The organism is Sphingobium sp. JS3065, assembly GCF_026427355.1.
Taxonomy (GTDB): Bacteria; Pseudomonadota; Alphaproteobacteria; order Sphingomonadales; family Sphingomonadaceae; genus Sphingobium.
The window spans coordinates 2,624,864-2,647,707 of record NZ_CP102664.1 but is presented as its reverse complement, the minus strand read 5'-3'; the positions used below and the strand labels follow the sequence as shown (position 1 = coordinate 2,647,707).

Below are 22,844 nucleotides of genomic sequence, written 5' to 3'. Positions count from 1 at the left end.
AGATGAAGAGACTGGCTGTCTATTGCGGCTCGGCCACCCCGGCGGACCCCGCCTATGTCGAATCCGCCCGCCATGTCGGGCGCACCCTGGCCCAGCGCGGCATCGGCGTCGTCTATGGCGGCGGCCGCCTTGGCCTGATGGGCGCGGTGGCCGACGCGGCGCTGGAAGCGGGCGGCGAAGTGATCGGCATCATCCCCGAAGCGCTGGTCGGCGCCGAAGTCGCCCATCGCGGCTGCACGGAACTGCACGTCGTCCAGACGATGCACCAGCGCAAGCAACTGTTCACCGACCTGTCCGACGGCTTCGTCACCCTGCCGGGCGGCGTCGGCACGATGGACGAATTATGGGAAGCGATCAGTTGGGCGCAGCTTGGCTATCACCAGAAGCCGGTCGGCCTGCTCAACGTCGCGGGTTTCTACGACCAGCTCATCGCCTTCAACCAGCATATGGTGGAGGCTGGCTTCATCCGCGCCCAGCACGCCAATATCCTGATCCACGCCAACGCCATCGAAGCCCTGCTCGACAGGATGGCGGCCTATCAGCCCCACGAAACCATCTTCGCGATGAAGGCGGACCGCCTCTGACTTTTTCGCTCTCCTCCCGCTTGCGGGAGGGGTCGGGGGAGGGCATGTCAGCAATGTGCCCTCTTCCTCTTCTTTTCCCGACCGCGCAACCCTCATCGCCCAGGCCCGCGAGAGCATCGCTCGCGGCTCCAAATCCTTTGCCCTTGCCTCCAAACTCTTCGACCGCCAGACCCGCGAACGGGCCTGGCTGCTCTACGCCTGGTGCCGCAAATGCGACGACATAGCGGACGGGCAGGACCATGGCGGCACGATGCGCGGTGTGGCTGACGGTCAGGCGCGCCTGTCCTCCATTCGCGTCCTCACCGCTGCCGCGCTTCGGGGCGAACCCACAGGCGATCCGGCCTTCGACGGCTTCGGCCTGGTCATGCGCGAATGCGCGATCCCGGAACGCTACGCCCATGACCTGATCGAAGGCTTCGCCCTGGACGCCCGCGAATGGCGCCCCCGCAGCGCAGCGGACATGCTGCGCTATTGCTATCATGTCGCGGGCACGGTCGGCTGCATGATGGCGATCCTGATGGGCGTCGACCCCGATGACGAAGCCACGCTGGACCGTGCCTGCGACCTGGGCCTCGCCTTCCAACTCGCCAATATCGCCCGCGACATCAGCGAGGATGAAGCCGCCGACCGCTGCTACCTGCCGGAGGAATGGCTGGTCGAAATGGACATCCCGCCGGGCGAGCATATGAAGCCCTGGGTCCGCCCGCGCCTGGCGATCCTGGCCCGCCGTCTGGCCGACATGGCCGCCGCCTATGAGGAAAGCGCCCGCCACGGCACCGGCGCCCTGCCGCCGCGCGCCGCCTGGGCGGTGCTGGCCGCCGCGGGCATCTATGGCGACATCGCCCGCGAAGTCGCCCGCCGGGGCGAACATGCCTGGGACCACCGCGTCGCCACCGCGAAGAGCGACAAGATCCGCTGGGTCGTCAGCGCAGGCCTCCAGATTCCAGGCCGCGCCAGCCGCTGGCCCGCCGGAACGCCGCGCCCGAACAGGCTCTGGACCCGTCCCCGCGACTGACAAAAAAAGGGACCGATACTTTCGTACCGGTCCCGAGGCATGTTCGCAGGAGGAACAAGGTGAGGCGGACGGGCCGTTCTTTCCGGCCCGCCCTGCCAATCTCAGTAGTTGTAAGCGCGTTCGCCGTGGCTGGAGAGGTCGAGACCTTCCATTTCGGCTTCCTTGCTCGGACGCAGACCCAGGGTCTTGTCGATGATGAAGTAGAGGATCGCGCTGCCGATGCCGGAGAAGAGCAGGGTGAAGACCACCGCCTTGACCTGGATCCAGACCTGGGTCGGGATGCTGTAGGCTTCCGGATGGAAGGCCGCAGGGAAGACGGTGTAGTCGAACACGCCCTGGCCGCCCAGCGACGGAGCCGCGACGATGCCGGTCGCGATGGCGCCGACGATCCCGCCGATGCAGTGCACGCCAAACACGTCCAGGCTGTCGTCATAGCCGACCTTGCCCTTCACGAACGCCACGAAGATGTAGCATATCGGGGAGACGATGAAGCCGAGCGCGATCGAGGTCATCGGAGCCGCGAAGCCCGCAGCCGGGGTGATCGCGACCAGACCAGCCACCGCACCGGTGACGGCGCCCAGCAGCGAAGCCTTGCCATGGTGGACCTGTTCGACCAGCGACCAGCTCACCGCCGCCGCGCAGGTGGCGACCATGGTGTTGATGAAGGCGACGCCGGTGACGGCATTGGCTTCCAGGTTGGAACCGGCGTTGAAGCCGAACCAGCCGACCCACAGCAGGCTGGCGCCGATCATGGTCATGGTCAGCGAGTGCGGCGGCATGGGTTCCTTGGGGAAGCCGACGCGCTTGCCGATCATCAACGCGCCCACCAGACCGGCGATACCGGCGTTGATGTGCACCACGGTGCCGCCCGCGAAGTCGAGCGCGCCCCAGCCCCAGAGCAGGCCATAGTCGGTAGGCGCATCGACCAGGAAGTCCGGGCCGGCCCAATACCAGACCATGTGGGCCATCGGGAAATAGATCACGGTCAGCCACAGCACGACGAACACGATCAGCGAAGAGAATTTCACACGCTCCGCGAAGGCGCCGACGATCAGCGCCGGGGTGATCATGGCGAAGGTCATCTGGAAGACCACGAACACGAATTCGGGCAGATAGACGTTGTTGCTGAACGTCGCGCCATAGGTCGTGCCGTCGACGCCCATCAGGAAGGCCTTGGACAGGCCGCCGAAGAACGGGTTCGAGCCGCCCGACGTGAAGGCGATGGAATAGCCCCAGCAGCACCAGACCAGGCCGGCGACGGAAACGATCATGAACACCTGCATCAGGATGCTCAGCATGTTCTTGGTACGGACCAGGCCGCCGTAGAACAGGGCCAGGCCCGGCACCGACATCATCAGCACCAGCGCGGCCGAAACCAGCATCCAGGCGACGTCGCCCTTGTTGACCATGGCCGCCATGGCGGCGGCGTCCGGTCCCTTGATCGGCGCGGCCAGCGCCGGTGCGGCTGCGAGCAGGGACAGGCCGACTGCCCCCATCGCGCCGCAAAGCTTCTTGGAAAAGGTCATCAATTCCCCCTTCTTACAGTGCGGTTTCGCCGGTCTCGCCGGTACGGATACGCACCGCCTGCTCGACATCGAGGACGAAGATCTTGCCATCGCCGATGGCGCCCGAATTGGCGGCTGCCTGGATGGCTTCCACCACACGCGGCGCGAGGTCGTCGTCGCAGACCACCTCGATCTTGATCTTCGGAACCATGTTGGTCGAATATTCGGCGCCGCGATAGATTTCGGTCTGCCCCTTCTGGCGGCCGAAGCCCTTCACTTCGCTCACCGTCATGCCGGCGATGCCGAGCGAGGAAAGTGCCTCGCGGACATCGTCAAGCTTGAACGGCTTGATGATAGCCATGACAAGTTTCATGTCGCCCCCTATTACTGGTGTGCGGGGACACACTCAGCAAGAGGCGTGCCAATTCGTAAAAGGCGGGTTAATGCGGGGTTCCGATGCGGTGGGTCAAAAGACGCCGCCGAAAAAACAGGCACGGAACGCCATCTGCCTAAAAATTGAGCAGCCTACCAGCCCGCGCCCCGCGCCGCAGCCTCGGCCTCCTCGGGCAGGGTGGGACGCCCCAGCACGGCGTTGCGATGGGGAAAGCGGCCAAAGCGCTCGATCACGGCATGATGTTCCCGCGCGAAGGCCAGCGATTGCGCGTCGCCCGCCCCTGCGAAAAGGCTGAGCGACAATTTCTGATCCTCCATCGCTTCGCTATGCTGAAAGGGAATATAGAAGAACAGCCGCCCCGCGCCGCCAATCTGTATGTCATAACCATGGGCGATCGCCCCGCGCGCCACGTCGCGGGCCAGCGGATCGGTGGAAAATGCGGTCGCCGAACCCCGGAACATGTTGCGCGGCAACTGGTCGAACAGCAGTACAGCGGCCAGCGCGTCGTCGGCGCGATCCAGAAACGCTTCGGCGGGCAACAGGCGCTTTTCCTCCCACAAGGTCCGGAAGCGCGCCTGGCACGTCCGGTCGAACGCCGGGTCGTGACTCCACCAGCCCTGCTCGCCGGTCTGGTTGAACCAGAAATCCAGCAAGGCGGCCGCCCAGTCCGCGGTCACCGCATCATGGCTGTCGGTCAACATGTTCATGAAGGGATAAAGACGGACCGTGGCGCTGGTTCCTCCGCCCATGGCGTAAGTGGCTCAGGTCGCCGTACCGCCAACCGTAAGGCCCTCCATCAGCAGCGTCGGCTGGCCCACGCCCGCGGGCACGCTCTGTCCGCCCTTGCCGCACATGCCGATGCCTTCGTCCAGCGCCCAGTCGTTGCCGATGCCGATCACCTTGGTCAGCGCCGTCGGCCCATCGCCGATCAGCGTCGCGCCCTTGATCGGATCGCCCAGCTTGCCATTCTCGACCTTATACGCCTCGGTACAGGAAAAGACGAACTTGCCCGACACGATGTCGACCTGCCCGCCGCCGAAGCTTTTCGCGAAAATGCCCGTCTTCATGCGGGACAGAAGCTCTTCCGGATCGTCATTCCCGCCCTTGATGAAGGTGTTGGTCATGCGCGGCATCGGCGCATGGGCATAGCTTTCGCGGCGGCCGTTCCCGGTCGGCTCCACGCCCATCAGCCGGGCGTTCAGCCGGTCCTGCATATAGCCCTTGAGGATGCCGTCCTCGATCAGCACATTTTCCCTCGTCGGCGTGCCCTCGTCATCGATGGAGAGCGAGCCGCGACGGCTCATGATCGATCCGTCATCGACCACCGTGACGCCCGACGCCGCGACCCGCTGACCCACGCGGCCTGAAAAGGCGCTGGTGCCCTTGCGGTTGAAGTCGCCCTCCAGGCCGTGCCCAATGGCCTCATGCACCAGCACGCCGGGCCAGCCCGGCCCCAGCAGCACGGTCATCTCGCCCGCGGGCGCGGCCACGGAGCGCAGATTGACCCGCGCCTGCGCCAGCGCTTCGTCGATGGCTCGGTTCCAGATCGCCGGGTCCATCACCTCATCGTAGAGATAGCGCCCGCCAATCCCGAACACGCCCGTCTCGCGACGGCCATTCTCCTCCAGGATGACGGAGATGTTGAGCCGCACCAGCGGGCGGATGTCGGTCGCGGTGAAGCCGTCTGCGCGCACGATCTCCACCACCGACCAGCTTCCCGCCAGGCTCACCGACACCTGCGCCACACGCGGATCGCGGGCGCGGGCGGCGGCGTCGATGGCCGCGCACAGCGTCACCTTCTCGGCAAAGGGCACGATCTCCAGCGGATTGACGTCGGTGTAGAGATGGCGGTTGGTGTGCTGCGGCGGCGGCGCGGGCTGGCCCTTGGCCGGATCGAGCAGCGTCAGCGTCTCGGCGGCGCGGCGGATCGCCGCTTCGCTGATGTCGTTGGCATGGGCGAAGCCGGTCATCTCGCCCGACACGCCGCGCAGGCCGAAACCCGCGTCGGTCGAATAATCGGCGGTCTTCAGACGCCCATCGTCGAATCCGAAACTCTCGCTCGCCCGATATTGCAGATAAAGCTCGCCATCGTCGCAGCTTTTCAGCGCCTCGGCGGTCAGGCGGCGGGCGCCGTCGGGATCGAGCAGGCCGGGGCGATAAAGCAGGCCACGGGCATCGGTGAACTGGGGAGCGGCATCGGTCATGCCGCCTGATATAGGAGCGGCAGGCGGCAAGCCCAATCAAAAATCGAAGCTACGCCATTCTGACGAGCGACAGCCCATGAAATGAAGATTAAAGGCTGGCGCCCGAAGAAATATCCGGCAGCCCGGCGATTTCCGGCGTATCGGCGACGCCGCCGGCCAGCACGAAGCGGCGGTCGCAATAGCCGCAGTCGACATAGCCATGCTCATCGATCTCAAGGAAGACGCGCGGATGGCCCAGCGCGGCGGGAATTTCGCCCGAACCGTCGCAGGAGACGCGGGACTTGGTGACTCGGATGATTTCAGGCGGCTGGATCATGGCGGCACCGATTAGCAGCGCTGACGCCGCGCCGCAATATCCGTGGCGAAGGGCGTTTACATCAGCAGGAGCGGCGGCTTCTTTTTCGGGCAGGGCTTTTCCACCGCGACGTCGACCGCCTTGGCCGGGGCGTCCCAATCCAGGCAATCGCGGGCGGTCGCCAGCGAAACCGGCGACAGGATCAGCAGGAAAGGCGCTATCGCACCGGCAAGGAGAAGCGTGAGAGACATGATGCCATGCGCCTCGCAAAAGCGTTCGGTGGCGGCGACCCTACGCCACTTCGGTCCAGGCGGGAACAGATTTCTGGAAAGGGGGATATGGTGGGCGATGACGGGCTCGAACCGCCGACATTCTCGGTGTAAACGAGACGCTCTACCAACTGAGCTAATCGCCCGATGCCTTTGTTGACCGCAGGCGTCCGGTGCGCGCCTATCTACGGCAATCGGGACGCCGGTCAAGCGGGGATGACCGGATATTCGTCACGCGCACAGGAAACGGCGGCTGGCGGTGAACCATCGGCTCAACGCCTCTGCCGTATGATCGGCCAGCGCGATGAAGACCCGCCGCCCGTCATGCGGATCGGCCTGGCGGTCGACGAAGCCCTTTTCCGTCAATGTCCTTATCCAGCGCAGCGCCGTGGTCGGCGGCACCGCCGACGCGATGCACAGGCTGGACACGGACACGCGCTCATGCTCCAGCCGCGCCGCCAGCAGGTCCAGCAACATGTCCCAGGCGGGGTCCGCGAACAGATCGGCGGGCAGGAAATCGTCGCGCAGCCGCCGCGCCCGCAGCAGGTCGCGTACCTGCGCCGCATCCACGACGGCGGCATCGCCGGACTTGTCGGCGCTGCCGATCGGCTCCAGCGACGGCATGCCGATATAGTCGCTGGGTTCGTCCGATATGCGCGGCCCCAGTTCGAAGGACGGCGTCGCATGGCGGGGACGCAGCGTCAGCGCCTCCAGCGTGCGGGCCAGGCGGCTCACCTCGTCGCTCAATTGCTGGAGCCGCAGCCCTTCATTGTCCCGGTTGGCCTCATGGAACGCGCCGGAGCCGGTCTGGCGGGCGGCGGCCAGAAGGGCGGCGGCCAGGTCCGTATGCCCCGGCCTGCAAAGCAACTGGGTCCGCTCGCTGCGCAGGCAGGCATAGGCTAGGTCGACGGTCTCCAGGTCCGCCACCAGGATGACGGGCATGTCGTTCTGCAACGCCAATGTCTCGATCTGCACCAGCAGCCGTTCGATCATCGCGTCGGGCGTCGGGCAGAAGCACAGGATGATGTCGCAGCCGATCTGCACGTCCAGCCGGGTCGACGCCTGGTCCAGCGGCACCGTGCCCAGCAGGCGAAGCCCCGCCGCCCGGCTCAGCATCGCGGCGTCGTCCAGATAGACGTCATCCGCCAGGATCAGCAGGCCCGGCCGGTCGTCCCGCGCGCCGAAGGGCTGGTCCAGGGATGCGCCGAAACCGATCTCATCATGATCCAAACCCACGCCGAAACCTCCCATCCTGTTTGGTCCAGCTAAACTTAACGCCGTCGTTACGCAGCCAGGCCATTCTCCATTATGGAGATAAAGGCCGCCCATCGCGTCCATCGACCGCCTTGTAAACGGGTCTTTTCCGGTCCCGCCGTAACGAACCACCAAAATGGAGGCTCGATCCCCGCCGAAATGGGGAATGGCGGCGTTCCGTTCTTTCATCCGAAACGGATCAAGTTTTGCGCGCTCTTTTGCTCAAACGCCCTCTTGCTCAAACGGCCGTGCGCCGGGCAAAGTCGATATAAAGAGCGCGCAGCCGCATCGCGACCGGACCGGGCGTGCCGTCGCCGATGGCCTGACCATCGATCCGCACCACCGACTGGCAGAGCGTCGAGGCGCTGGCGATGAAGGCTTCCTTCGCCGCCAATGCCTCCGCGACGGTGAAGGGGCGGCGGACGATGGCGATGCCGCTTTCCTCCGCCAGCGCGGTCAGCGCCGCGCCCGTGCAACCCGCCAGCACCGCCTGGCTATAGGGCCGGGTGACGATGCCCTCCTCCGTCACGATGAAGGCGGTGGAGGACGCGCCCTCGGTGACGAAGCCGTCCTCCACCATCCACGCCTCCTGCGCGCCCGCTTGCGCGGCGGCACGCTTGGCCATGGCCTGGGCGAGCAGGCCCACGCTCTTGATGTCGCGCCGCGCCCAGCGCAGGTCGGGCATGGTCGCCACCGCGATGCCGTCGCGCGCGGCAGGCACGTCCAGGAAAGGCCTGGCCTGGACGAACATCACCAGCGTCGGCTGGATATCGGGCGAGGGCAGGAAATCGCGAGTCGCGTCGGCGCCCCGCGTGATCTGAAGATAGACCAGCCCTTCCGTCAGCGTATTGCGCGCCACCAGTTCCTTCTGCGCCGCCTCTATCTCCGCAAGGGAGAGGGGTAGGGCGATGCCGATTTCCCCGGTCGACCGTTCCAGCCGGGCGAGATGGGACGCGCTGTCGACCAGCTTGCCGTCGATCACCGCCGCGACCTCGTAAATGCCGTCCGCGAACAGGAAGCCGCGATCCAGCACGGAGACCTGGGCTTCGGCCAATGGCAGAAAACGACCGTTCAGATAGGCGATGGACATGGGGCGGCGACGAAATCCCTTAGGGTGAAGAAATGCCCGATGTCGCCGCTTGTGTCGGTCGGGTCAAGCTTATGAACGGATTTCCGTCCCCTCCTCATCCGTCATGCTGAAACAAGTTTAGCATGACGAAAGTAAGAGAATCCCCGCTAGGACCAATCGCCATTCAGTTCAGGGCGAGCCGAAAATGGTAGTTTTTCGTGACCCGGAGCGCAGCGTACTTAAGTACGTGAGCACCGGAAGCACGGAAAAGTGCCATTTGCAGGCCGCCATGGGCTGAATGGCGATTGGTCCTAAGCCGCCTGCCCCCGCAACGCCTTCTGCCGCCGCCGCTGCACGGAGGAGCCGATCCCCATCGCCTCCCGATATTTGGCCACGGTGCGGCGGGCGATGTCCATGCCCTTGGCGCGCAGCAGGTCGACCAGCGTGTCGTCGGACAATATGGCGTCGGGCGTCTCCGCCGCGATCAGCGCCTTGATATGGCTCTTCACCGCCTCGGCCGACACCGCGCCGTCGCCGCTGGCCGCCGCCACGCCGCTGGTGAAGAAATATTTGAGTTCATACATGCCGCGCGGGCAGGACAGATATTTGTTCGACGTCACCCGGCTGACGGTCGATTCATGCATCTGGATCGCGTCGGCCACGGTCTTCAGCGTCAGCGGCTTCAGATGCTCCACGCCCTTGCGGAAAAAATCCTCCTGCTGGCGGACGATCTCGCTCGCGACCTTGACGATGGTCTTCTGCCGCTGGTCCAGCGCCTTCACCAGCCAGTTGGCGCTGGCCAGGCAATCCGCCAGCCAGGCTTTCGACGTCCTGTCCTGCGGCCCTGAAGCCAGTTCGACATAATAGGTCCGGTTGATCAGCACGCGGGGCAGGGTGGCGCTGTTGACCTCGATCGACCAGCCCTCCCGCGTCGGCCGCACGAACAGGTCGGGCGTCACGGGCGCGGCGCTCTCCGTGGAAAAGCGCAGGCCGGGCTTGGGATCATAGCCGCGCAACTCGCGGATCATGTCCGCCATATCCTCCTCATCCACGCCGCAGATCCGCCGCAACTGCGGCAGCGCCCCCTTGGCGAGCAGGTCCAGATTGGCGAGCAGCTTCGCCATGCAGGGGTCGTACCGGTCCGCCTCCCTGGCCTGCAAAGCCAGGCATTCCGACAGGGACCGCGCCCCGACCCCGGTGGGATCGAAGCCCTGGATCACCGCCAGCACCTGCTCGACCCTGTAGAGCGCCACGCCCATGCCATGGGCGGTTTCCAGCAGATTGGCCTCCAGATAACCGGCCTCGTCTATCTGCCCTATCAACTGGGTCGCTATGGTCAGGTCCATGCCCGACAGGGCGCTGCGGGCCTGATCCATCAGATGTTCCTGAAGGCCCTGTTCCGGATTGGCGAAGCTGTCGAAATCGGGCGCCTCGCCGCTGCCGGACAGAATGTCCATGCCGCCGGAGCCGATGGCGGCGCTCGCCACCCGGTCGCCCGGCCCATCGTCGATGAAGGTTTCCGCGCCATAATCGACATCCAGCGGCGAATCCGCAGCGCCCAGCCCCTGGCCGATCAACCGGTCGGCATCGCCCGTCTCCGCGCGCAGGTCATGCTGTTCCGCGGCCCGGTCCACACCGTCGGCGGGCGGCGCGAAATCATCCGCCCCGCCAGCCTCCAGCAGCGGGTTTTTCTCCAGCTCGCCCGCGACGAACGCCTCGATCTCCAGATTGGACAGCGCCAGCAGCTTGATCGCCTGCTGAAGCTGCGGCGTCATGACGAGCGACTGGCTCTGCCGCAGGTCGAGACGGGGTGCGAGCGCCATCAGCTCTTCCCCTCGCCGCTGTCAGGAAGGGGCTGCTCCTCCATCATGTCAGAGCGAGAAATTCTCGCCCAGATAGAGCCGCCGCACATCGGCATTGGCGACAAGCTCGGTCGGGCTGCCCGCGAACAGCATCTTGCCGTCGTAGATGATGCAGGCGCGATCCACGATCTCCAGCGTCTCGCGGACATTATGGTCAGTGATCAGCACGCCGATGCCGCGGGTCTTCAACTGCTTCACCAGGCCTCGAATATCGGCGATGGACAGCGGATCGATGCCCGCGAAAGGCTCGTCCAGCAGCACGATCGACGGATTGGCCGCCAGGGCGCGGGCGATTTCGCAACGGCGCCGCTCGCCGCCCGACAGCGCCATGGCCGACGAATCGCGCAGCCGGGTCAGGCCGAATTCCTCCAGCAACTGTTCCAGCCGCGCCTGCCGCGCCGCCTTGTCCGGCTCCGCCAGTTCCAGCACCGCGCCGATATTCTGCGCCACCGTCAGCCCGCGAAAAATGGAGGTTTCCTGCGGCAGATAGCCCAGCCCCAATATCGACCGGCGATACATGGGCAGGCCGGTGATATCCTGCCCGTCCAGCACGATGCGGCCATGGTCGGGCCGCACCAGCCCCATCACCGAATAGAAACAGGTCGTCTTGCCCGCGCCATTGGGGCCTAGCAGGCCGACCACCTCGCCCTTGCCGACGGTCAGCGACACATCGGCCAGCACGACGCGCTTGTCATAGCTTTTGGCGATGGAGATGACGGACAGGCCCTCTCCCACTTCCTGCGGGGGAAGGGGCGATGCCGGTGCTGTCCGGTCCTGCATCATCACGTCGTCCATCATTCATCCTTGCTGCCGCATGGTTGATCGCCGGTAAATCCTGCCCCGGCCGCGACAATTGGCAAGCTTTGTGCATGGGATAGCCGCCGGGGCAAGGGGAAAATGCTAGATGGGGCAGGCAGAGCCGCTTTCAATGCCGTCGCGCGGGCCGGTTCCGGCCGTCGGGCGGGATGAGGCTTGCGCCGATGCCGTCACGCCGCTATGTTCACCTTTCGTTCCATAAAGGGGTTTTCATGGACAGTCTGTCCGCCATTTTCGTCATCGTCGCCCTGGCCGTGGGCCTTGGCCTGGGCTGGCTGTTTCGCGGCAGGGCGGCCGCGCCCCTCGCGGCGGAAAAGGCGGAACTGGCGGCGAAGCTCGACATCGCCACGGCGCAGCGCAACGGCGCGATCCAGGAACTGGCGGTGGCGCAGGAACGCGCCGCGCAGGCGGCTGACCTGGCGCAAAAGCTGGAGGGGGAGCGTATGGCGCGGGAACTGGCGGCACGGGAACTGGCGGCGCTCCAGTCCGACACGCAGGCGCGGGCGGAGGCTTTCGAGGCGCAGATCGCCGCGCTCAAGGACGCCAAGGAACAGCTTTCGGCACAATTCAGCGAGATTGGCGGCAAGCTGCTGCATCAGGCGCAGAGCCATTTCCTGGAACGCGCCGACCAGCGCATGACGCAGGCGCATGAGAAGAGCGAGGCGCAACTCAAGCAGTTGCTGCACCCGGTCAATGAGACGATCCAGCGCTACGACCAGAAGATCACCCAGATCGAGCAGCAGCGCACCGAAGCCTATGGCATTTTGCGCGGTGAGATCGAATCGATGAAGAGCGGCCAGGAAGCAGTGCGCGCAGAGGCCCAGCGGCTCGTCGATTCGCTGCGCCACGCCCCCAAGGCGCGGGGCCGCTGGGGCGAACAGCAGTTGCGCAACGTGCTGGAAACCTGCGGCCTGTCCGAACATGTCGATTTCCAGACGGAGGTCAGCGTGGAGGGGGAGGATGGCCGCCTGCGTCCCGACGCCATCCTGCGCGTGCCGGGCGGCCGGGCGCTGGTGATCGACGCCAAAGTGTCATTGAACGCCTATCAGGACGCCTATGGGGCGGAGGGGGATGAGGAAAGGAAACGCCTGCTTTCCGCCCACGCCGCCGCGATGCGCGCCCATGTCGATACGCTGGGGCGGAAAAGCTATGCCGACCAGTTCGATGACGCCCCAGACTATGTGATCATGTTCGTGCCGGGCGAACATTTCCTGTCCGCCGCGCTGGAACATGATCCGCAGCTTTGGGACCATGCCTTCGGAAAGCGCGTGCTGCTGGCGACCCCGACCAACCTCATCGCCATAGCCCGGACCGTGGCGGCGGTCTGGCGGCAGGAAAAGATGGCGGACGAGGCCAAGCGCATCGGCATGCTGGGCAAGGAACTCTATGAACGGCTGGCCGGCGCGGCGGGATCGCTCAAGAAACTCGGCAATCGCCTCACCGGCGCGGTGGGTGACTATAATGCCTTTATCGGCAGCTTCGAAGGCCGGGTATTGGTGACGGGACGCAAGCTGCGCGACCTCAATATCGAAACCGGCGGCAAGGAACTGGAAGAATTGGAACCGGTGGAAGCGCTGGTGCGCGAACCGGCCTCGCCGGAAGCGGTGCGGGCATTGCCGGATGCTGCGGAATAACGGCCCGACCATCTCCCTCTTACGATTCCGCCACGTCCGCATGGGACAAGTTCGAAATGTCGGGAAATGGCCATTATCTGACGTGAGATATTCGTTCGGGCTGAGCGAAGTCGAAGCCATCTGCCGAGCGGGGCGAGGCTTCTATGCTTCGCCTCTGCTCAGCATGGCCCTTCGACTTCGCTCAGCCCGAACGGAAAACTGAACGTCCGCCCTCCACCCAAATCGGTTAATCCCGCAAACCCCGAATTTGCCCGAACCCCGATCAACTGGCATGGGCCGAATCATGAAACGCATCGGCCTTCTGGGCGGCTCCTTCAACCCGGCGCATGGCGGGCACCGCGCCATTTCCCTGTTCGCGGCACAGGCGCTCCGACTGGACGAAGTCTGGTGGCTCGTCTCCCCCGGCAACCCCCTGAAGCCGAAGGCGGGCATGGCGCCTCTCCCCGCCCGCCTCGCCCACGCCCGAAAAGTCGCGCGCCGCGCCCCCATCCGCCCCACCGCGATCGAAGCGCACCTTCGCACCCGCTACACCATCGACACGCTCAAGGCGCTCAGGCCACGCTATCCCCGCCATCGCTTCATCTGGCTGATGGGCGCCGACAATCTGGCCCAGTTCGGCCAGTGGAGGGACTGGCGCGGCATAGCCCGGATAATGCCCATTGCCGTTATCGCCCGGCCCGGCTATGATGAAGCCGCCCATGGCTCACCGGCCATGAGCTGGCTGCGGCGCTTCGTCCGGCCCGCGCGCCAGAGTGCAGACTGGACGGATTGGAGACTTCCGGCGCTCGTGCTTTTGCGCTTTCGCCCTGATCCAAGATCGGCGACCCTGCTGCGGCAGGCGGACCCCCTCTGGCATCGCGAATATAGTGAAATGCGTGCGCGCGACCCGCTCACGCGCCGGATGATCGTCTAGAATGGAGCACTTTTGACCAGACCCAACCCCGCGAACGACACGGCCCATAATGCCGATAGCGTTGCCGCCCTGCATGACCTTGTCCTGAAATCGCTCGACGACGACCAGGCGCAGGAAACCATTTCCATCCCCCTCGAAGGCAAGAGCAGCATTGCCGACCATATGGTGATCGCCAGCGGGCGTTCGTCCCGCCAGGTCGCATCGATGGCGCAGAAGCTGGCCGAGCGGATCAAGCAGTCGACCGGGCGCTCCGCCCGTGTAGAGGGGCTTCCCGTGGCCGACTGGGTGCTGATCGATGCCGGCGACGTGATCGTCCACCTGTTCCGCCCGGAAGTGCGCAGCTTCTACAATCTGGAACGGATGTGGGGCTTCGTGGACGCGCCGGTCGCGGGCACCGCCTAAAGCGCCTTCGACAAGCGCGCGATGAGCCTTTAGGGGGGTAGGCATGCTCCTCCACATCATCGCGCGCGGAAAGATCGGGCGCTCGCCCGAGGCGGAACTGGTCGATCGCTATGCGAAGCGGCTGACCATGCCTTTCAGGATCACCGAAATGCCGGATCGCGGCGGCAGGCTGCCGCCCGCGCCCCCGGGCACCGTCACCGTGATGCTGGACGAAAAGGGCAAGCAGCTCAGCTCGATGGACTTCGCCCGCCGCATCGAGGGCTGGCGCGATTCGGGCAAGCGGGAATGCCGGTTCCTGATCGGCGCGGCGGACGGCTTCGACGATGCGGAGCGGGACGACGCCGACCTGCTGATCGCCTTCGGGGCGATGACCTGGCCGCATATGATGGCCCGCGCCATGCTGGCGGAACAATTATGGCGCGCCTGCTCCATTTTGGCGGGCCATCCCTATCATCGGGAGGGGTGACCCTCTTCCCTTCCACCGGGACAGGGCCTAGTCAGGACCGGTCGGTCCCAACCGGGAACCGGCCGGGGGCCAGGCTTGAAACGGACGGCGATCATCGCGGCATTCCTCGCGGGCGCGGCAGCGCTCGCCGCGTCGCGCCTGCCCGCCGCCGACGGCCAGGCGATCGTCCTGCAGGGTACGGCGGGCACCAGCCTTTCCGAAGAACAATCCGCGCTCAAGACCGCCCGCCGCCAGTCGGACGAAGCGCGCGAACGTTCCGAACGCCTCGAACGGCAGGCCGCCGCCGCCCGCGACGAAGCCGATCAGGCCCGCCGCCGCGCCGCCGCCATGGCGGCCCGCATCCAGCAGGCGGAGGCGGACATCCAGGCCGCACAGGCCCGCATCGCCATCATCGCCCGGCTCCAGCGCGCCCAGGCGGCCCGCCTCGCCGCCAAACAGGAACCCGTCGTCCGCCTGACCGCCGCGCTCCAGATGATGGCGCAACGCCCGCTGGCGCTGGCGCTGGTGCAGCCCGGATCGATCGGCGACGCCATCCATATGCGCGCCGTGCTGGGGCAGGTGCTGCCCGTCATCCGCGAACGCACGGCGGGCCTGCGCGCCGAACTGGACCGCAGCCGCGCCCTGCGTGCTACCGCCGAACAAGCGGCGGCTTCCCTCGCCCAAAGCCAGCAGGACTTGAAACAGCGGCAGGCCGCTCTCCAGACGCTGGAGGCGCAAAAGCGCCTCGCCGCCCGGGATTATCGCGCCAACGCCGATCTGGAAAGCGACCGCGCCCTGGCCCTGGGCGAGCGGGCGCGGGACATAGTCGACCTGATGGACAAGCTGGAGGAAGCGGGCGACCTGCGCGACCGGCTGGCCGCCCTGTCCGGCCCGCTGCCGCGCCCCGCCCGCCCCGACCAGACCCGCGCCCCCGCGCCCGAACGCCCGCGCGGCCCCGGCGCGCCGCCGCCCTATCGCCTGCCTGTCGTCGGGCAGTTGGTGACCGGCATGGGCGAGGTGTCGGAAAGCGGCGTCCGCTCCCGCGGCCTCACCATCATTACCCGGCCGGATGCTCTGGCGGTGGCGCCCACCGCTGGACGCATCGTCTTCGCCGGGCCGTATCGTGGCTATGGGCAGATCGTGATCATCGACCATGGCGGCGGCTGGACGACGCTGATCACCGGCCTGCTGCGCCTGAACGCGGCGGTGGGGGACAGCGTGCGGCAGGGCGATCCCATCGGCAATGCCGGACCGGGGCGCCCCAGCATCACCGTCGAACTGCGCCGCAATGGCCGCCCGGTCGACATCGTGCCGCTGGTGGGACTGGGCTGACGGGATTTTGCGCCACCCCATCCAAGATTTTTGCGTCTGCACGGAAATGCCCTATACTCATCCTTCGATGCCAGGACTCAGGACACGCATGAAATCCAATTTCTTCCGGGGCGCGCTCGCCCTCGGCGCGCTCGCGCTCATTCCCGCCACCACCGCGGCGCTCGCCGACGGGGAAGCGAGCAGCTACAAGGCGCTGGACGAGTTCATGGACGTGTTCCAGAAGGTCCGCAGCGACTATGTCGAGAAGGTCGACGACGAAAAGCTGATCAAGGGCGCCATCGACGGCATGCTCGCCAGCCTGGACCCGCACAGCAGCTTCCTCGACGCCCGCGATTTCCAGAATCTGCGCACCCAGACGGAGGGCAGCTATGGCGGCCTGGGCCTCTCCGTCACGCAGGAGGATGGCGCGGTCAAGGTGATCGCCCCCACGCAGGACACCCCCGCCTGGCGCGCCGGGATCAAGGCGGGCGACTATATCACCCATCTCGACGGGCAGCTCATCTATGGCGGCACGCTGGACGAGGCGGTCGACAAGATGCGCGGCCAGCCCGGCACGCAGATCAAGCTGACCATCGTCCGCCCCGGCCGCGACAAGCCCATCGACCTGACCCTGACCCGTGAGATCATCCAGTTGAAGCCGGTGAAGTGGGAAGTGAAGGACGGCATCGGCGTCATCAACATCGTCAGCTTCTCCGCCAATACCGGCGCCGACGTGCGCCAGGCGATCCGCAGCATCGACAAGTCGCTGGGGCGCAAGCCGACCGGCTATATCCTCGACCTGCGCTCCAACCCCGGCGGCCTGCTGGACGAAGCCGTGTCGGTCAGCGACACCTTCCTGGAACGCGGCGAGATCGTGTCGCAGCGCGGCCGTCAGAAGGGCGATGTCGAACGCTATTACGCCAAGCCGGGCGACGACGCGAAGGGCCTGCCGATGATCGTGCTGGTCGACGCGGGGTCCGCTTCGGCCTCCGAAATCGTCGCGGGCGCGCTCCAGGACCAGCATCGCGCGCTGGTGATGGGCGAACGCAGCTTCGGCAAGGGCAGCGTGCAGACCATGCTCCCCTTGAGCAACACCACCGCGCTCAAGCTGACCACGGCGCGCTATTACACCCCGTCGGGCCGTTCCGTGCAGGAAGGCGGGATCGAACCGGATGTGAGGGTGCCGCAGCTCAGCGACCCCGATTACAAGAACCGGCCCAAATTCCGCGAAAGCGACCTGCGCCGCCACCTGATCAATGAGATCAAGACGGACAATGCCGCGCTGGAAGAGGATAGCAAGGAAGATCCCCGCTTCGCCGCCTCCGCCGAGGAACTGAAGAAGAAGGGGATAGAGGATTTCCAGCTCGACTATGCGCTCAAGACCCTGTCCCGCCTCGCGGCCAAACCCGGCGCGGTGATGGCGCAGGCCCAGCCCGCCCGCAAACCCGCGACGCCCTAGAGCGGTTTTCGATCTGATTGAATCAGATCGACCGCTCTATTCCTTTGTTTTGTCGCGATTTCTTAAACGTCAGATGATGCCATCTGACTGGAAATCGCTCTAGATATTGCAATAGGCTGGAGGTTGCAGGCCAACGCGCTCCTGCGCAGGCAGGAGTCCAGTCCCGCCCTCCGAAAAGCCGGGCAACGTCCGAACGGGCTTCCCGCCTGCGCGGGAACACCGCAAGTTCAGCATGACGAAAGGTCCGGGACGGTCTAAGCGAAGCTCATGAAAAGCCTGCCCCTCGCCCGCGCATTGGCGCTGATCCTTCCCCTCGCCATGTTGGCCGGCGCCTATGCGTTCCAATATCTCGGCGGCCTGCACCCATGCGAGATGTGCTGGTGGCAGCGTTATGCCCATATGGCCGCGATCCCGCTGGCGCTGGCCGCCTATGCGATGCGCGGCAGGGCCTGCGTCAGCGCGCTGTTCACCGGCCTGGCGGGCCTGGCCATCGGCATCAGCGGCGGCATCGGCCTGTTCCACGCCGGGGTCGAATATGGCTGGTGGCAGGGGCTGACCGCCTGCTCCACCAGTCCCACGGGCGGCAGTTCGGCGGATATCCTCAACCAGATCATGGCGACCCCGATCACCCGTTGCGACGTTTCGCCGTGGAACCTGTTCGGCATTTCGATGGCGGGCTATAACGGCCTCTTGTCGGGAGGGGGCGCGCTCCTCATCTTGGCGCTGCTGCTCGGAAAAGGGAGCAAGGCATGAGTGTGAAGCATTTTCCCAGGCCCGATTTTCCCAGGCCTGGCCGCCGCGTCACCGACCGGCAACGCGCCTCCATGCTGCGCGTCGATCAGGCGGGCGAGTTCGGCGCGACCCGCATCTATGCCGGGCAGCTTGCCATGATGGGGGATCGCCATCCCGACTCCCGCCTCATCGCCGGCATGGCCGCGCAGGAGGAACGGCACCGCCAGCATTTCGACGCGATGATCGCCCGCCGGGGCGTGCGGCCGACGGCGTTGCAGCCGATCTGGAAGGTGGCGGGCTTCGCGCTGGGCGCGGTGACGGCGGCCATCGGCCCGCGCGCCGCCATGGCCTGCACCGCCGCGATCGAGACGGAAATCGACCGCCATTATGCCCAGCAGCTTGAACAATTGGGGCAGGACGATCCGGAACTCTCCACCGCCATCGCGGATTTCCAGGCGGAGGAGGTGGAACATCGCGACGCCGCCATCGCCCATGGGGCGGAGCAGGCTCCGGCCTATCCCTTGTTGTCCGGCGCCATCCGGTTGGGCTGTCGCGCCGCCATCGCCCTTTCCAGGCGTATCTGAGGAGAAGCATGATGAAGACCAGTCTGATCGCCGCCATGCTTTTGCTGGGCACGGCTGCGCCCGCGCTGGCGCAGCAGGGCCCCGCGCCGGAACAGCCCGCCGCTGCGGCGCAGCCCGCGTCCGAGCGCGTCAATCTGGTCATCGTCTATGGCGACGATCCCTGCCCGCAGAGCCAGGGCAGCGACATCGTCGTCTGCGCCCGCAAGGGGGAGGAGGAACGCTATCGCATTCCCGAACCGCTGCGCGGCGACCCGAACCAGCCCAGCCACCAGGCCTGGGGGGAACGGGTGAGGTCCATGGAATATGTCGGCCGCAGCGGCACAGAAAGCTGCTCCCCGGTGGGCGGCGGCGGCGCGACCGGCTGCTTCGCGCAACTGGCCCGGCTCGCCAAGGCGGAGCGGCAGGCGGCCGACAATGCAAGCTGGAAGGATCTGGTCGAGGCGGAAAGGACGCGCCGCCTGTCCACCATCGACGCGGAGAGCAAGGCGATCGAAGCCCGCGCCGTGGCCGAGGAAAAGGCCCAGCAAAATGCGCCGCCCGCCCAGCAGCCGACGACGACGCCCCAGCCCTGACGGCTGTTGCCGTCACGCGGCGTCTGAACGACATGGCCGCCGGAACCGGGACATCCGGGCGGCGGAACAGGGGACGAAAGGATATATTCGATGCGTCTCCCTGTTGCCCTGGCCGCTTCGCTGCTGACGCTGCTGTCTGTCGGCGGCGCGGCCGATGCTCAGCCGCCGCAGACAATCTTCAATCTGGTCGTCTATGGCGACGACCCCTGTCCCAAGGCGAAGGACGACGAGATCATCGTCTGCGCCCGCAAGCCCGAATCCGAACGCTATCGCATCCCGAAGAAGCTGCGTGAAAAGCCCGAACCGGCGGGCGGCCCCGGCTGGGGCAGCCAGGTCGCGACGATGGAACAGGCGCAGCGCCAGACCCTGCCGGGCAGTTGTTCGGCCATCGGCAGCAACGGCTTCACCGGCTGCACCGCCAAGGCGCTGGAACAATGGTTCGCCGAACGCCGCATGCAGGAATCCAGGGGCGAACCCTAAATCCTCCCCATCGATAGATGGGGAGGGGGACCGCCGCCAAAGGCGGTGGTGGAGGGGAAGATACGCAGGTCGCGCCTCCTTCCTCCCAAACCCTTGCCATCCTCCCCCTTCTCCCTTAAATCCCCCCTCGTCATCTGGGGAGTAGCCAGCCGTTCCGCATAAGGAACGGGCCGTTCGTCAACATATTTGGCCGAGAGGCCATGGCGGGCGGGATGCGGAAGGATATTCCGCATCGGGCGAGACCAATGGCATCGCCTTCTTCGTCCGGCCGGGCGGGGGAGGGCGGTGGCATTGCGTCTTCAGTCTTCGCCCGGCCCTGGAACGACCCGCATGGAAGCCATCCTCACCTCCACCGCTCTCGTCGCGCTCGCGGAAATGGGCGACAAGACGCAATTGCTGGCGATGCTGCTCGCCACCCGCTTCCGCAAGCCCGCGCCGATCATCCTCGGCATCCTCTTCGCGACGCTCGCCAATCATTTCCTCGCCGCGCTGGTCGGCCATTCGGTCGCGGGCGCGCTGACCCAGCCCTGGTTCCGCTACGCCGTCGCGGCCAGCTTCATCGCCATGGCCGCCTGGACGCTGATCCCCGACAAGCTGGACGAGGACGAACCGCTGAAGGCCCCCTCCAAAGCGGGCGTGTTCATGACCACCCTGATCGCCTTCTTCCTGGTCGAAATGGGCGACAAGACGCAGGTGGCGACGGTGATGCTGGGCGCGCGCTTCGACAATATCCTGGCCGTCACCGCCGGGACGACTCTGGGCATGATGATCGCGAACGTTCCCGCCGTGCTGTTCGGCGACGCGCTGGCGAAGAAGGTGCCGATGCGCGCGCTCCAGATCGGCGCCGCCCTGCTGTTCCTTGGCCTCGGCCTGTGGATGATTGCTGATTTGCGCGGCTGGATCGGGTAAAGCGCCGGTAAAGCAGTTGTCAGCGGGCGGCGGCTGTTGCAAGGGGATGCGCAGAGTCATCCCCTTTAGACAGGCATGGGACGCATGATGAAGGACAGTCTGGTTACGGTGTTCGGCGGCGGCGGCTTTCTGGGCCGGCAGGTCGCGCAGGCGCTGATGGCGCGCGGCGCGCGGGTGCGCGTGGCGCAGCGCGACCTGGCGACCGCCCTGCGCGTCAAGCCGCTGGGCGGCCTGGGCCAGACCCAGTTCGTCGCGGCAGACATCCGCAAGCCGGAAAGCGTCGCCCGCGCCATTTCGGGCAGCGATATCGTCATCAATCTGGTCGGCGTCCTCTCCGGCGATTTCGAAGGGTCGCACCATGACGGCGCGGCCAATGTCGCCAGGGCGGCGGCGGATGCGGGCGTCAAGGCGCTGGTCCACATCTCCGCCATCGGCGCGGACGCGCAAAGCCCCTCCGCCTATGGCCGGTCGAAGGCCGCGGGCGAAGCGGCGGTCAGGGCCGCCTTCCCCGACGCCACCATCATCCGCCCGTCGATCGTCTTCGGCCCGGAGGACCAGTTCCTCAACCGCTTCGCCGAAATCATCCGCCTTGCCCCGGTGGTGCCGGTGATCGGCGCGAACACCAAATTCCAGCCCGTCTATGTCGCCGACGTGGCGCAGGCCATCGCCAACGCCGCCGAAAAACCCGGCGTCCATGGCGGCAAGACCTATGAACTGGGCGGGCCGCAGATTTATTCGATGCTGGAACTCAACGCCTGGATCGCCAAGGCCATCGGCCGCCAGCGCAGCCTGTGCGCGGTTCCCGCTTCGCTCGCCTCGTTGATCGCGATGCTGCCGGGCGGTCCCATCACGCGGGATCAACTGGCCATGCTGGGCAGGGACAATGTCGTCGCCCCCGGCGCGAACGGGCTGGCCGATCTGGGCGTAGCGGCCACGCCGATGGCGGCGGTCGCGGAAAAATGGCTGATCCGCTATCGCAGGCATGGCCGCTTCGCCGGGCGGGTCCAGGCCTGACAGGCTGGACCGGCAACGGACCGCGACCGGCCGTGCGGCAACGGCTTGCCTCACCTCTTCGCACCTGCACAATGGCAGCAAATCCCTCCGCCCTCTCCCGTCCGGGGGAGGGCTTTCCCTTTGCTTGCCCATTAAGGATCTGACCTACCCATGGACCTGCATTATCTGACAGTCATCCTGCTTGGCATCGTGGAGGGGTTGACCGAATTCCTGCCCGTATCCTCGACCGGCCACCTGATCCTGGCCAGCGAGCTGCTGGGTTATGATGCGTCCACCTGGGCGATGTTCAACGTCATCATCCAATTGGGCGCGATCCTGGCGGTGGTGGTGCTTTATTGGCGGACCTTCTGGGCGGTCGGCATGGGCCTGCTGCACAGGGAGCCGACAAGCTGGCGCTTCCTGCGCAATCTGCTGGTCGCCTTCATCCCGGCGGCGGTGATCGGCCTGGCGCTGCATAAATATATAGAGGAACTGCTGGGCGCGCCGAAGGTGGTCGCCTGGGCGCTGATCGCGGGCGGCATCGCGATCCTGGGGATCGAGCGGATGGTGAAGGAAAACCGCTTCCACGGCATCGCGGACATCCCCTTCGTCCGGGTGGTCGGCATCGGTTTCATCCAGTGCCTCGCCATGATTCCGGGCGTCAGCCGGTCGGGCGCGACCATCATGGGCGCGCTGACCCTGGGCGTCGAACGGCGCACGGCGGCGGAATTCAGCTTCTTCCTCGCCATCCCGACCATGTTGGGCGCTACCGTGCTGGAACTGCTGAAAAACGGCGACAAGCTGACCTCCGCCGTGGTCGGCTGGGACAGCATCGCGCTGGGATTCGTCGTTTCCTTCATCGTCGCGGTGCTGGTGATCAAATGGTTCGTCGGGCTGGTGTCGCGCCATGGCTTCACCCCCTTCGCCTGGTATCGAATCATCGCGGGAATCACGGCATTGGCATGGCTTTCCCTCAGGTAAGTCCGAACCGGACCTAATTTGCGCAAGATTATTTCAGGCCCGCCGCATTCTCGCGAAATATCCCCGGAAATTAGGACATAAATACTGACTTAAAGCGCAGAATCCACGTGACTCTGCGGGCTTTTATGCTATGGGGCACCCTGCAATTCATTTCAGGGACTC

The 22,844-nt window shown here is 66.0% G+C and carries 25 protein-coding genes, 1 tRNA gene and 1 riboswitch; of the genes, 15 read left to right on the top strand and 11 right to left on the bottom strand.

Features of this window, described 5'->3' with window-relative positions; all coding sequences use genetic code 11:
• Positions 1-2 precede the first annotated feature (2 nt).
• Positions 3-584, top strand: a complete 582-nt coding sequence (locus NUH86_RS12960; RefSeq protein ID WP_267249880.1) for a TIGR00730 family Rossman fold protein — start codon at positions 3-5, stop codon at positions 582-584.
• Positions 585-678: 94 nt separating this feature from the next.
• Positions 679-1,599 (top strand): phytoene/squalene synthase family protein, encoded by a 921-nt coding sequence (locus NUH86_RS12955; protein WP_267252134.1) that lies wholly within the window; start codon positions 679-681, stop codon positions 1,597-1,599.
• Between the two features lie 101 nt (positions 1,600-1,700).
• Here the strand turns inward: NUH86_RS12955 and NUH86_RS12950 are convergent, their stop codons facing one another.
• The 11 genes from NUH86_RS12950 to lptB form a co-directional block, all read right to left on the bottom strand.
• The gene (locus tag NUH86_RS12950; RefSeq protein ID WP_267249879.1) at positions 1,701-3,125 is read right to left on the bottom strand and encodes an ammonium transporter; all 1,425 of its coding nucleotides are present in this window, start codon (positions 3,123-3,125) and stop codon (positions 1,701-1,703) included.
• Between the two features lie 13 nt (positions 3,126-3,138).
• Positions 3,139-3,477 (bottom strand): P-II family nitrogen regulator, encoded by a 339-nt coding sequence (locus tag NUH86_RS12945; protein ID WP_267249878.1) that lies wholly within the window; start codon positions 3,475-3,477, stop codon positions 3,139-3,141.
• Positions 3,478-3,629: 152 nt separating this feature from the next.
• A complete protein-coding gene (locus tag NUH86_RS12940) occupies positions 3,630-4,205 on the bottom strand; it encodes a DUF924 family protein (protein ID WP_267252133.1) in 576 nt (191 codons plus the stop codon).
• Positions 4,206-4,259: 54 nt separating this feature from the next.
• A complete protein-coding gene (gene tldD / locus NUH86_RS12935; RefSeq protein WP_267249877.1) occupies positions 4,260-5,702 on the bottom strand; it encodes a metalloprotease TldD in 1,443 nt (480 codons plus the stop codon).
• A gap of 88 nt (positions 5,703-5,790) precedes the next feature.
• Complete coding sequence (locus tag NUH86_RS12930; RefSeq protein ID WP_013847861.1) at positions 5,791-6,018, bottom strand: zinc-finger domain-containing protein; 228 nt, start codon at positions 6,016-6,018, stop codon at positions 5,791-5,793.
• Positions 6,019-6,074: 56 nt separating this feature from the next.
• The gene (locus NUH86_RS12925; RefSeq protein ID WP_267249876.1) at positions 6,075-6,248 is read right to left on the bottom strand and encodes a hypothetical protein; all 174 of its coding nucleotides are present in this window, start codon (positions 6,246-6,248) and stop codon (positions 6,075-6,077) included.
• Between the two features lie 88 nt (positions 6,249-6,336).
• Positions 6,337-6,412 (bottom strand) — tRNA-Val (locus NUH86_RS12920).
• An 85-nt stretch (positions 6,413-6,497) separates the two neighbouring features.
• Entirely contained in the window at positions 6,498-7,502 is a 1,005-nt protein-coding gene (locus NUH86_RS12915) for a MarR family transcriptional regulator (protein ID WP_267249875.1), read from the bottom strand.
• Positions 7,503-7,758: 256 nt separating this feature from the next.
• Entirely contained in the window at positions 7,759-8,610 is an 852-nt protein-coding gene (locus NUH86_RS12910; protein WP_267249874.1) for a D-amino-acid transaminase, read from the bottom strand.
• A 290-nt stretch (positions 8,611-8,900) separates the two neighbouring features.
• Complete coding sequence (gene rpoN / locus NUH86_RS12905) at positions 8,901-10,412, bottom strand: RNA polymerase factor sigma-54 (protein ID WP_267249873.1); 1,512 nt, start codon at positions 10,410-10,412, stop codon at positions 8,901-8,903.
• A gap of 48 nt (positions 10,413-10,460) precedes the next feature.
• On the bottom strand, positions 10,461-11,246 hold the full coding sequence (gene lptB, locus NUH86_RS12900) for an LPS export ABC transporter ATP-binding protein (RefSeq protein ID WP_013847841.1): 786 nt from the start codon (positions 11,244-11,246) through the stop codon (positions 10,461-10,463).
• Between the two features lie 233 nt (positions 11,247-11,479).
• Between lptB and rmuC the strand changes: the two genes are divergently transcribed.
• The 13 genes from rmuC (at position 11,480) to NUH86_RS12835 (ending at position 22,682) form a co-directional block, all read left to right on the top strand.
• Complete coding sequence (rmuC, locus tag NUH86_RS12895) at positions 11,480-12,901, top strand: DNA recombination protein RmuC (protein ID WP_267249872.1); 1,422 nt, start codon at positions 11,480-11,482, stop codon at positions 12,899-12,901.
• Positions 12,902-13,184: 283 nt separating this feature from the next.
• A complete protein-coding gene (locus NUH86_RS12890; protein WP_267249871.1) occupies positions 13,185-13,814 on the top strand; it encodes a nicotinate-nucleotide adenylyltransferase in 630 nt (209 codons plus the stop codon).
• Positions 13,815-13,826: 12 nt separating this feature from the next.
• Positions 13,827-14,216, top strand: a complete 390-nt coding sequence (gene rsfS / locus NUH86_RS12885) for a ribosome silencing factor (protein WP_267249870.1) — start codon at positions 13,827-13,829, stop codon at positions 14,214-14,216.
• A gap of 43 nt (positions 14,217-14,259) precedes the next feature.
• Complete coding sequence (locus NUH86_RS12880; protein ID WP_267249869.1) at positions 14,260-14,682, top strand: 23S rRNA (pseudouridine(1915)-N(3))-methyltransferase RlmH; 423 nt, start codon at positions 14,260-14,262, stop codon at positions 14,680-14,682.
• Between the two features lie 75 nt (positions 14,683-14,757).
• Complete coding sequence (locus tag NUH86_RS12875) at positions 14,758-15,993, top strand: murein hydrolase activator EnvC family protein (protein ID WP_267249868.1); 1,236 nt, start codon at positions 14,758-14,760, stop codon at positions 15,991-15,993.
• Positions 15,994-16,081: 88 nt separating this feature from the next.
• On the top strand, positions 16,082-17,431 hold the full coding sequence (locus NUH86_RS12870; RefSeq protein ID WP_267249867.1) for a S41 family peptidase: 1,350 nt from the start codon (positions 16,082-16,084) through the stop codon (positions 17,429-17,431).
• A 267-nt stretch (positions 17,432-17,698) separates the two neighbouring features.
• On the top strand, positions 17,699-18,184 hold the full coding sequence (locus tag NUH86_RS12865) for a disulfide bond formation protein B (protein ID WP_267249866.1): 486 nt from the start codon (positions 17,699-17,701) through the stop codon (positions 18,182-18,184).
• Complete coding sequence (locus tag NUH86_RS12860) at positions 18,181-18,747, top strand: demethoxyubiquinone hydroxylase family protein (RefSeq protein ID WP_267249865.1); 567 nt, start codon at positions 18,181-18,183, stop codon at positions 18,745-18,747. The genes NUH86_RS12865 and NUH86_RS12860 overlap by 4 nt, the downstream gene beginning before the upstream one ends.
• An 8-nt stretch (positions 18,748-18,755) precedes the next feature.
• Positions 18,756-19,319: a hypothetical protein gene (locus NUH86_RS12855; protein ID WP_267249864.1), complete on the top strand. Its 564-nt coding sequence runs from the start codon at positions 18,756-18,758 to the stop codon at positions 19,317-19,319.
• Between the two features lie 90 nt (positions 19,320-19,409).
• Positions 19,410-19,799, top strand: coding sequence for a hypothetical protein (locus tag NUH86_RS12850; protein ID WP_267249863.1), 390 nt, complete (start codon positions 19,410-19,412; stop codon positions 19,797-19,799).
• A gap of 123 nt (positions 19,800-19,922) precedes the next feature.
• A riboswitch (yybP-ykoY riboswitch) is annotated at positions 19,923-20,033 on the top strand.
• Between the two features lie 96 nt (positions 20,034-20,129).
• On the top strand, positions 20,130-20,708 hold the full coding sequence (locus NUH86_RS12845) for a TMEM165/GDT1 family protein (protein WP_267249862.1): 579 nt from the start codon (positions 20,130-20,132) through the stop codon (positions 20,706-20,708).
• Between the two features lie 75 nt (positions 20,709-20,783).
• Complete coding sequence (locus NUH86_RS12840) at positions 20,784-21,722, top strand: complex I NDUFA9 subunit family protein (RefSeq protein WP_267249861.1); 939 nt, start codon at positions 20,784-20,786, stop codon at positions 21,720-21,722.
• A 150-nt stretch (positions 21,723-21,872) separates the two neighbouring features.
• A complete protein-coding gene (locus NUH86_RS12835) occupies positions 21,873-22,682 on the top strand; it encodes an undecaprenyl-diphosphate phosphatase (protein WP_267249860.1) in 810 nt (269 codons plus the stop codon).
• Positions 22,683-22,844 lie beyond the last annotated feature (162 nt).

Excerpts from the sequence above, each read along its gene's own strand:
- NUH86_RS12835 (WP_267249860.1), top strand. The coding sequence starts at position 21,873 with ATGGACCTGCATTATCTGACAGTCATCCTGCTTGGCATCGTGGAGGGG.
- NUH86_RS12950 (WP_267249879.1), bottom strand. The coding sequence starts at position 3,125 with ATGACCTTTTCCAAGAAGCTTTGCGGCGCGATGGGGGCAGTCGGCCTG.
- NUH86_RS12940 (WP_267252133.1), bottom strand. The coding sequence starts at position 4,205 with ATGAACATGTTGACCGACAGCCATGATGCGGTGACCGCGGACTGGGCG.
- rmuC (WP_267249872.1), top strand. The coding sequence starts at position 11,480 with ATGGACAGTCTGTCCGCCATTTTCGTCATCGTCGCCCTGGCCGTGGGC.
- NUH86_RS12925 (WP_267249876.1), bottom strand. The coding sequence starts at position 6,248 with ATGTCTCTCACGCTTCTCCTTGCCGGTGCGATAGCGCCTTTCCTGCTG.
- NUH86_RS12845 (WP_267249862.1), top strand. The coding sequence starts at position 20,130 with ATGGAAGCCATCCTCACCTCCACCGCTCTCGTCGCGCTCGCGGAAATG.
- NUH86_RS12870 (WP_267249867.1), top strand. The coding sequence starts at position 16,082 with ATGAAATCCAATTTCTTCCGGGGCGCGCTCGCCCTCGGCGCGCTCGCG.
- tldD (WP_267249877.1), bottom strand. The coding sequence starts at position 5,702 with ATGACCGATGCCGCTCCCCAGTTCACCGATGCCCGTGGCCTGCTTTAT.
- NUH86_RS12945 (WP_267249878.1), bottom strand. The coding sequence starts at position 3,477 with ATGAAACTTGTCATGGCTATCATCAAGCCGTTCAAGCTTGACGATGTC.
- NUH86_RS12960 (WP_267249880.1), top strand. The coding sequence starts at position 3 with ATGAAGAGACTGGCTGTCTATTGCGGCTCGGCCACCCCGGCGGACCCC.
- rpoN (WP_267249873.1), bottom strand. The coding sequence starts at position 10,412 with ATGGCGCTCGCACCCCGTCTCGACCTGCGGCAGAGCCAGTCGCTCGTC.
- lptB (WP_013847841.1), bottom strand. The coding sequence starts at position 11,246 with ATGGACGACGTGATGATGCAGGACCGGACAGCACCGGCATCGCCCCTT.
- NUH86_RS12880 (WP_267249869.1), top strand. The coding sequence starts at position 14,260 with ATGCTCCTCCACATCATCGCGCGCGGAAAGATCGGGCGCTCGCCCGAG.
- NUH86_RS12865 (WP_267249866.1), top strand. The coding sequence starts at position 17,699 with ATGAAAAGCCTGCCCCTCGCCCGCGCATTGGCGCTGATCCTTCCCCTC.
- NUH86_RS12930 (WP_013847861.1), bottom strand. The coding sequence starts at position 6,018 with ATGATCCAGCCGCCTGAAATCATCCGAGTCACCAAGTCCCGCGTCTCC.
- NUH86_RS12855 (WP_267249864.1), top strand. The coding sequence starts at position 18,756 with ATGATGAAGACCAGTCTGATCGCCGCCATGCTTTTGCTGGGCACGGCT.
- NUH86_RS12840 (WP_267249861.1), top strand. The coding sequence starts at position 20,784 with ATGGGACGCATGATGAAGGACAGTCTGGTTACGGTGTTCGGCGGCGGC.
- NUH86_RS12850 (WP_267249863.1), top strand. The coding sequence starts at position 19,410 with ATGCGTCTCCCTGTTGCCCTGGCCGCTTCGCTGCTGACGCTGCTGTCT.
- NUH86_RS12910 (WP_267249874.1), bottom strand. The coding sequence starts at position 8,610 with ATGTCCATCGCCTATCTGAACGGTCGTTTTCTGCCATTGGCCGAAGCC.
- NUH86_RS12890 (WP_267249871.1), top strand. The coding sequence starts at position 13,185 with ATGAAACGCATCGGCCTTCTGGGCGGCTCCTTCAACCCGGCGCATGGC.
- NUH86_RS12860 (WP_267249865.1), top strand. The coding sequence starts at position 18,181 with ATGAGTGTGAAGCATTTTCCCAGGCCCGATTTTCCCAGGCCTGGCCGC.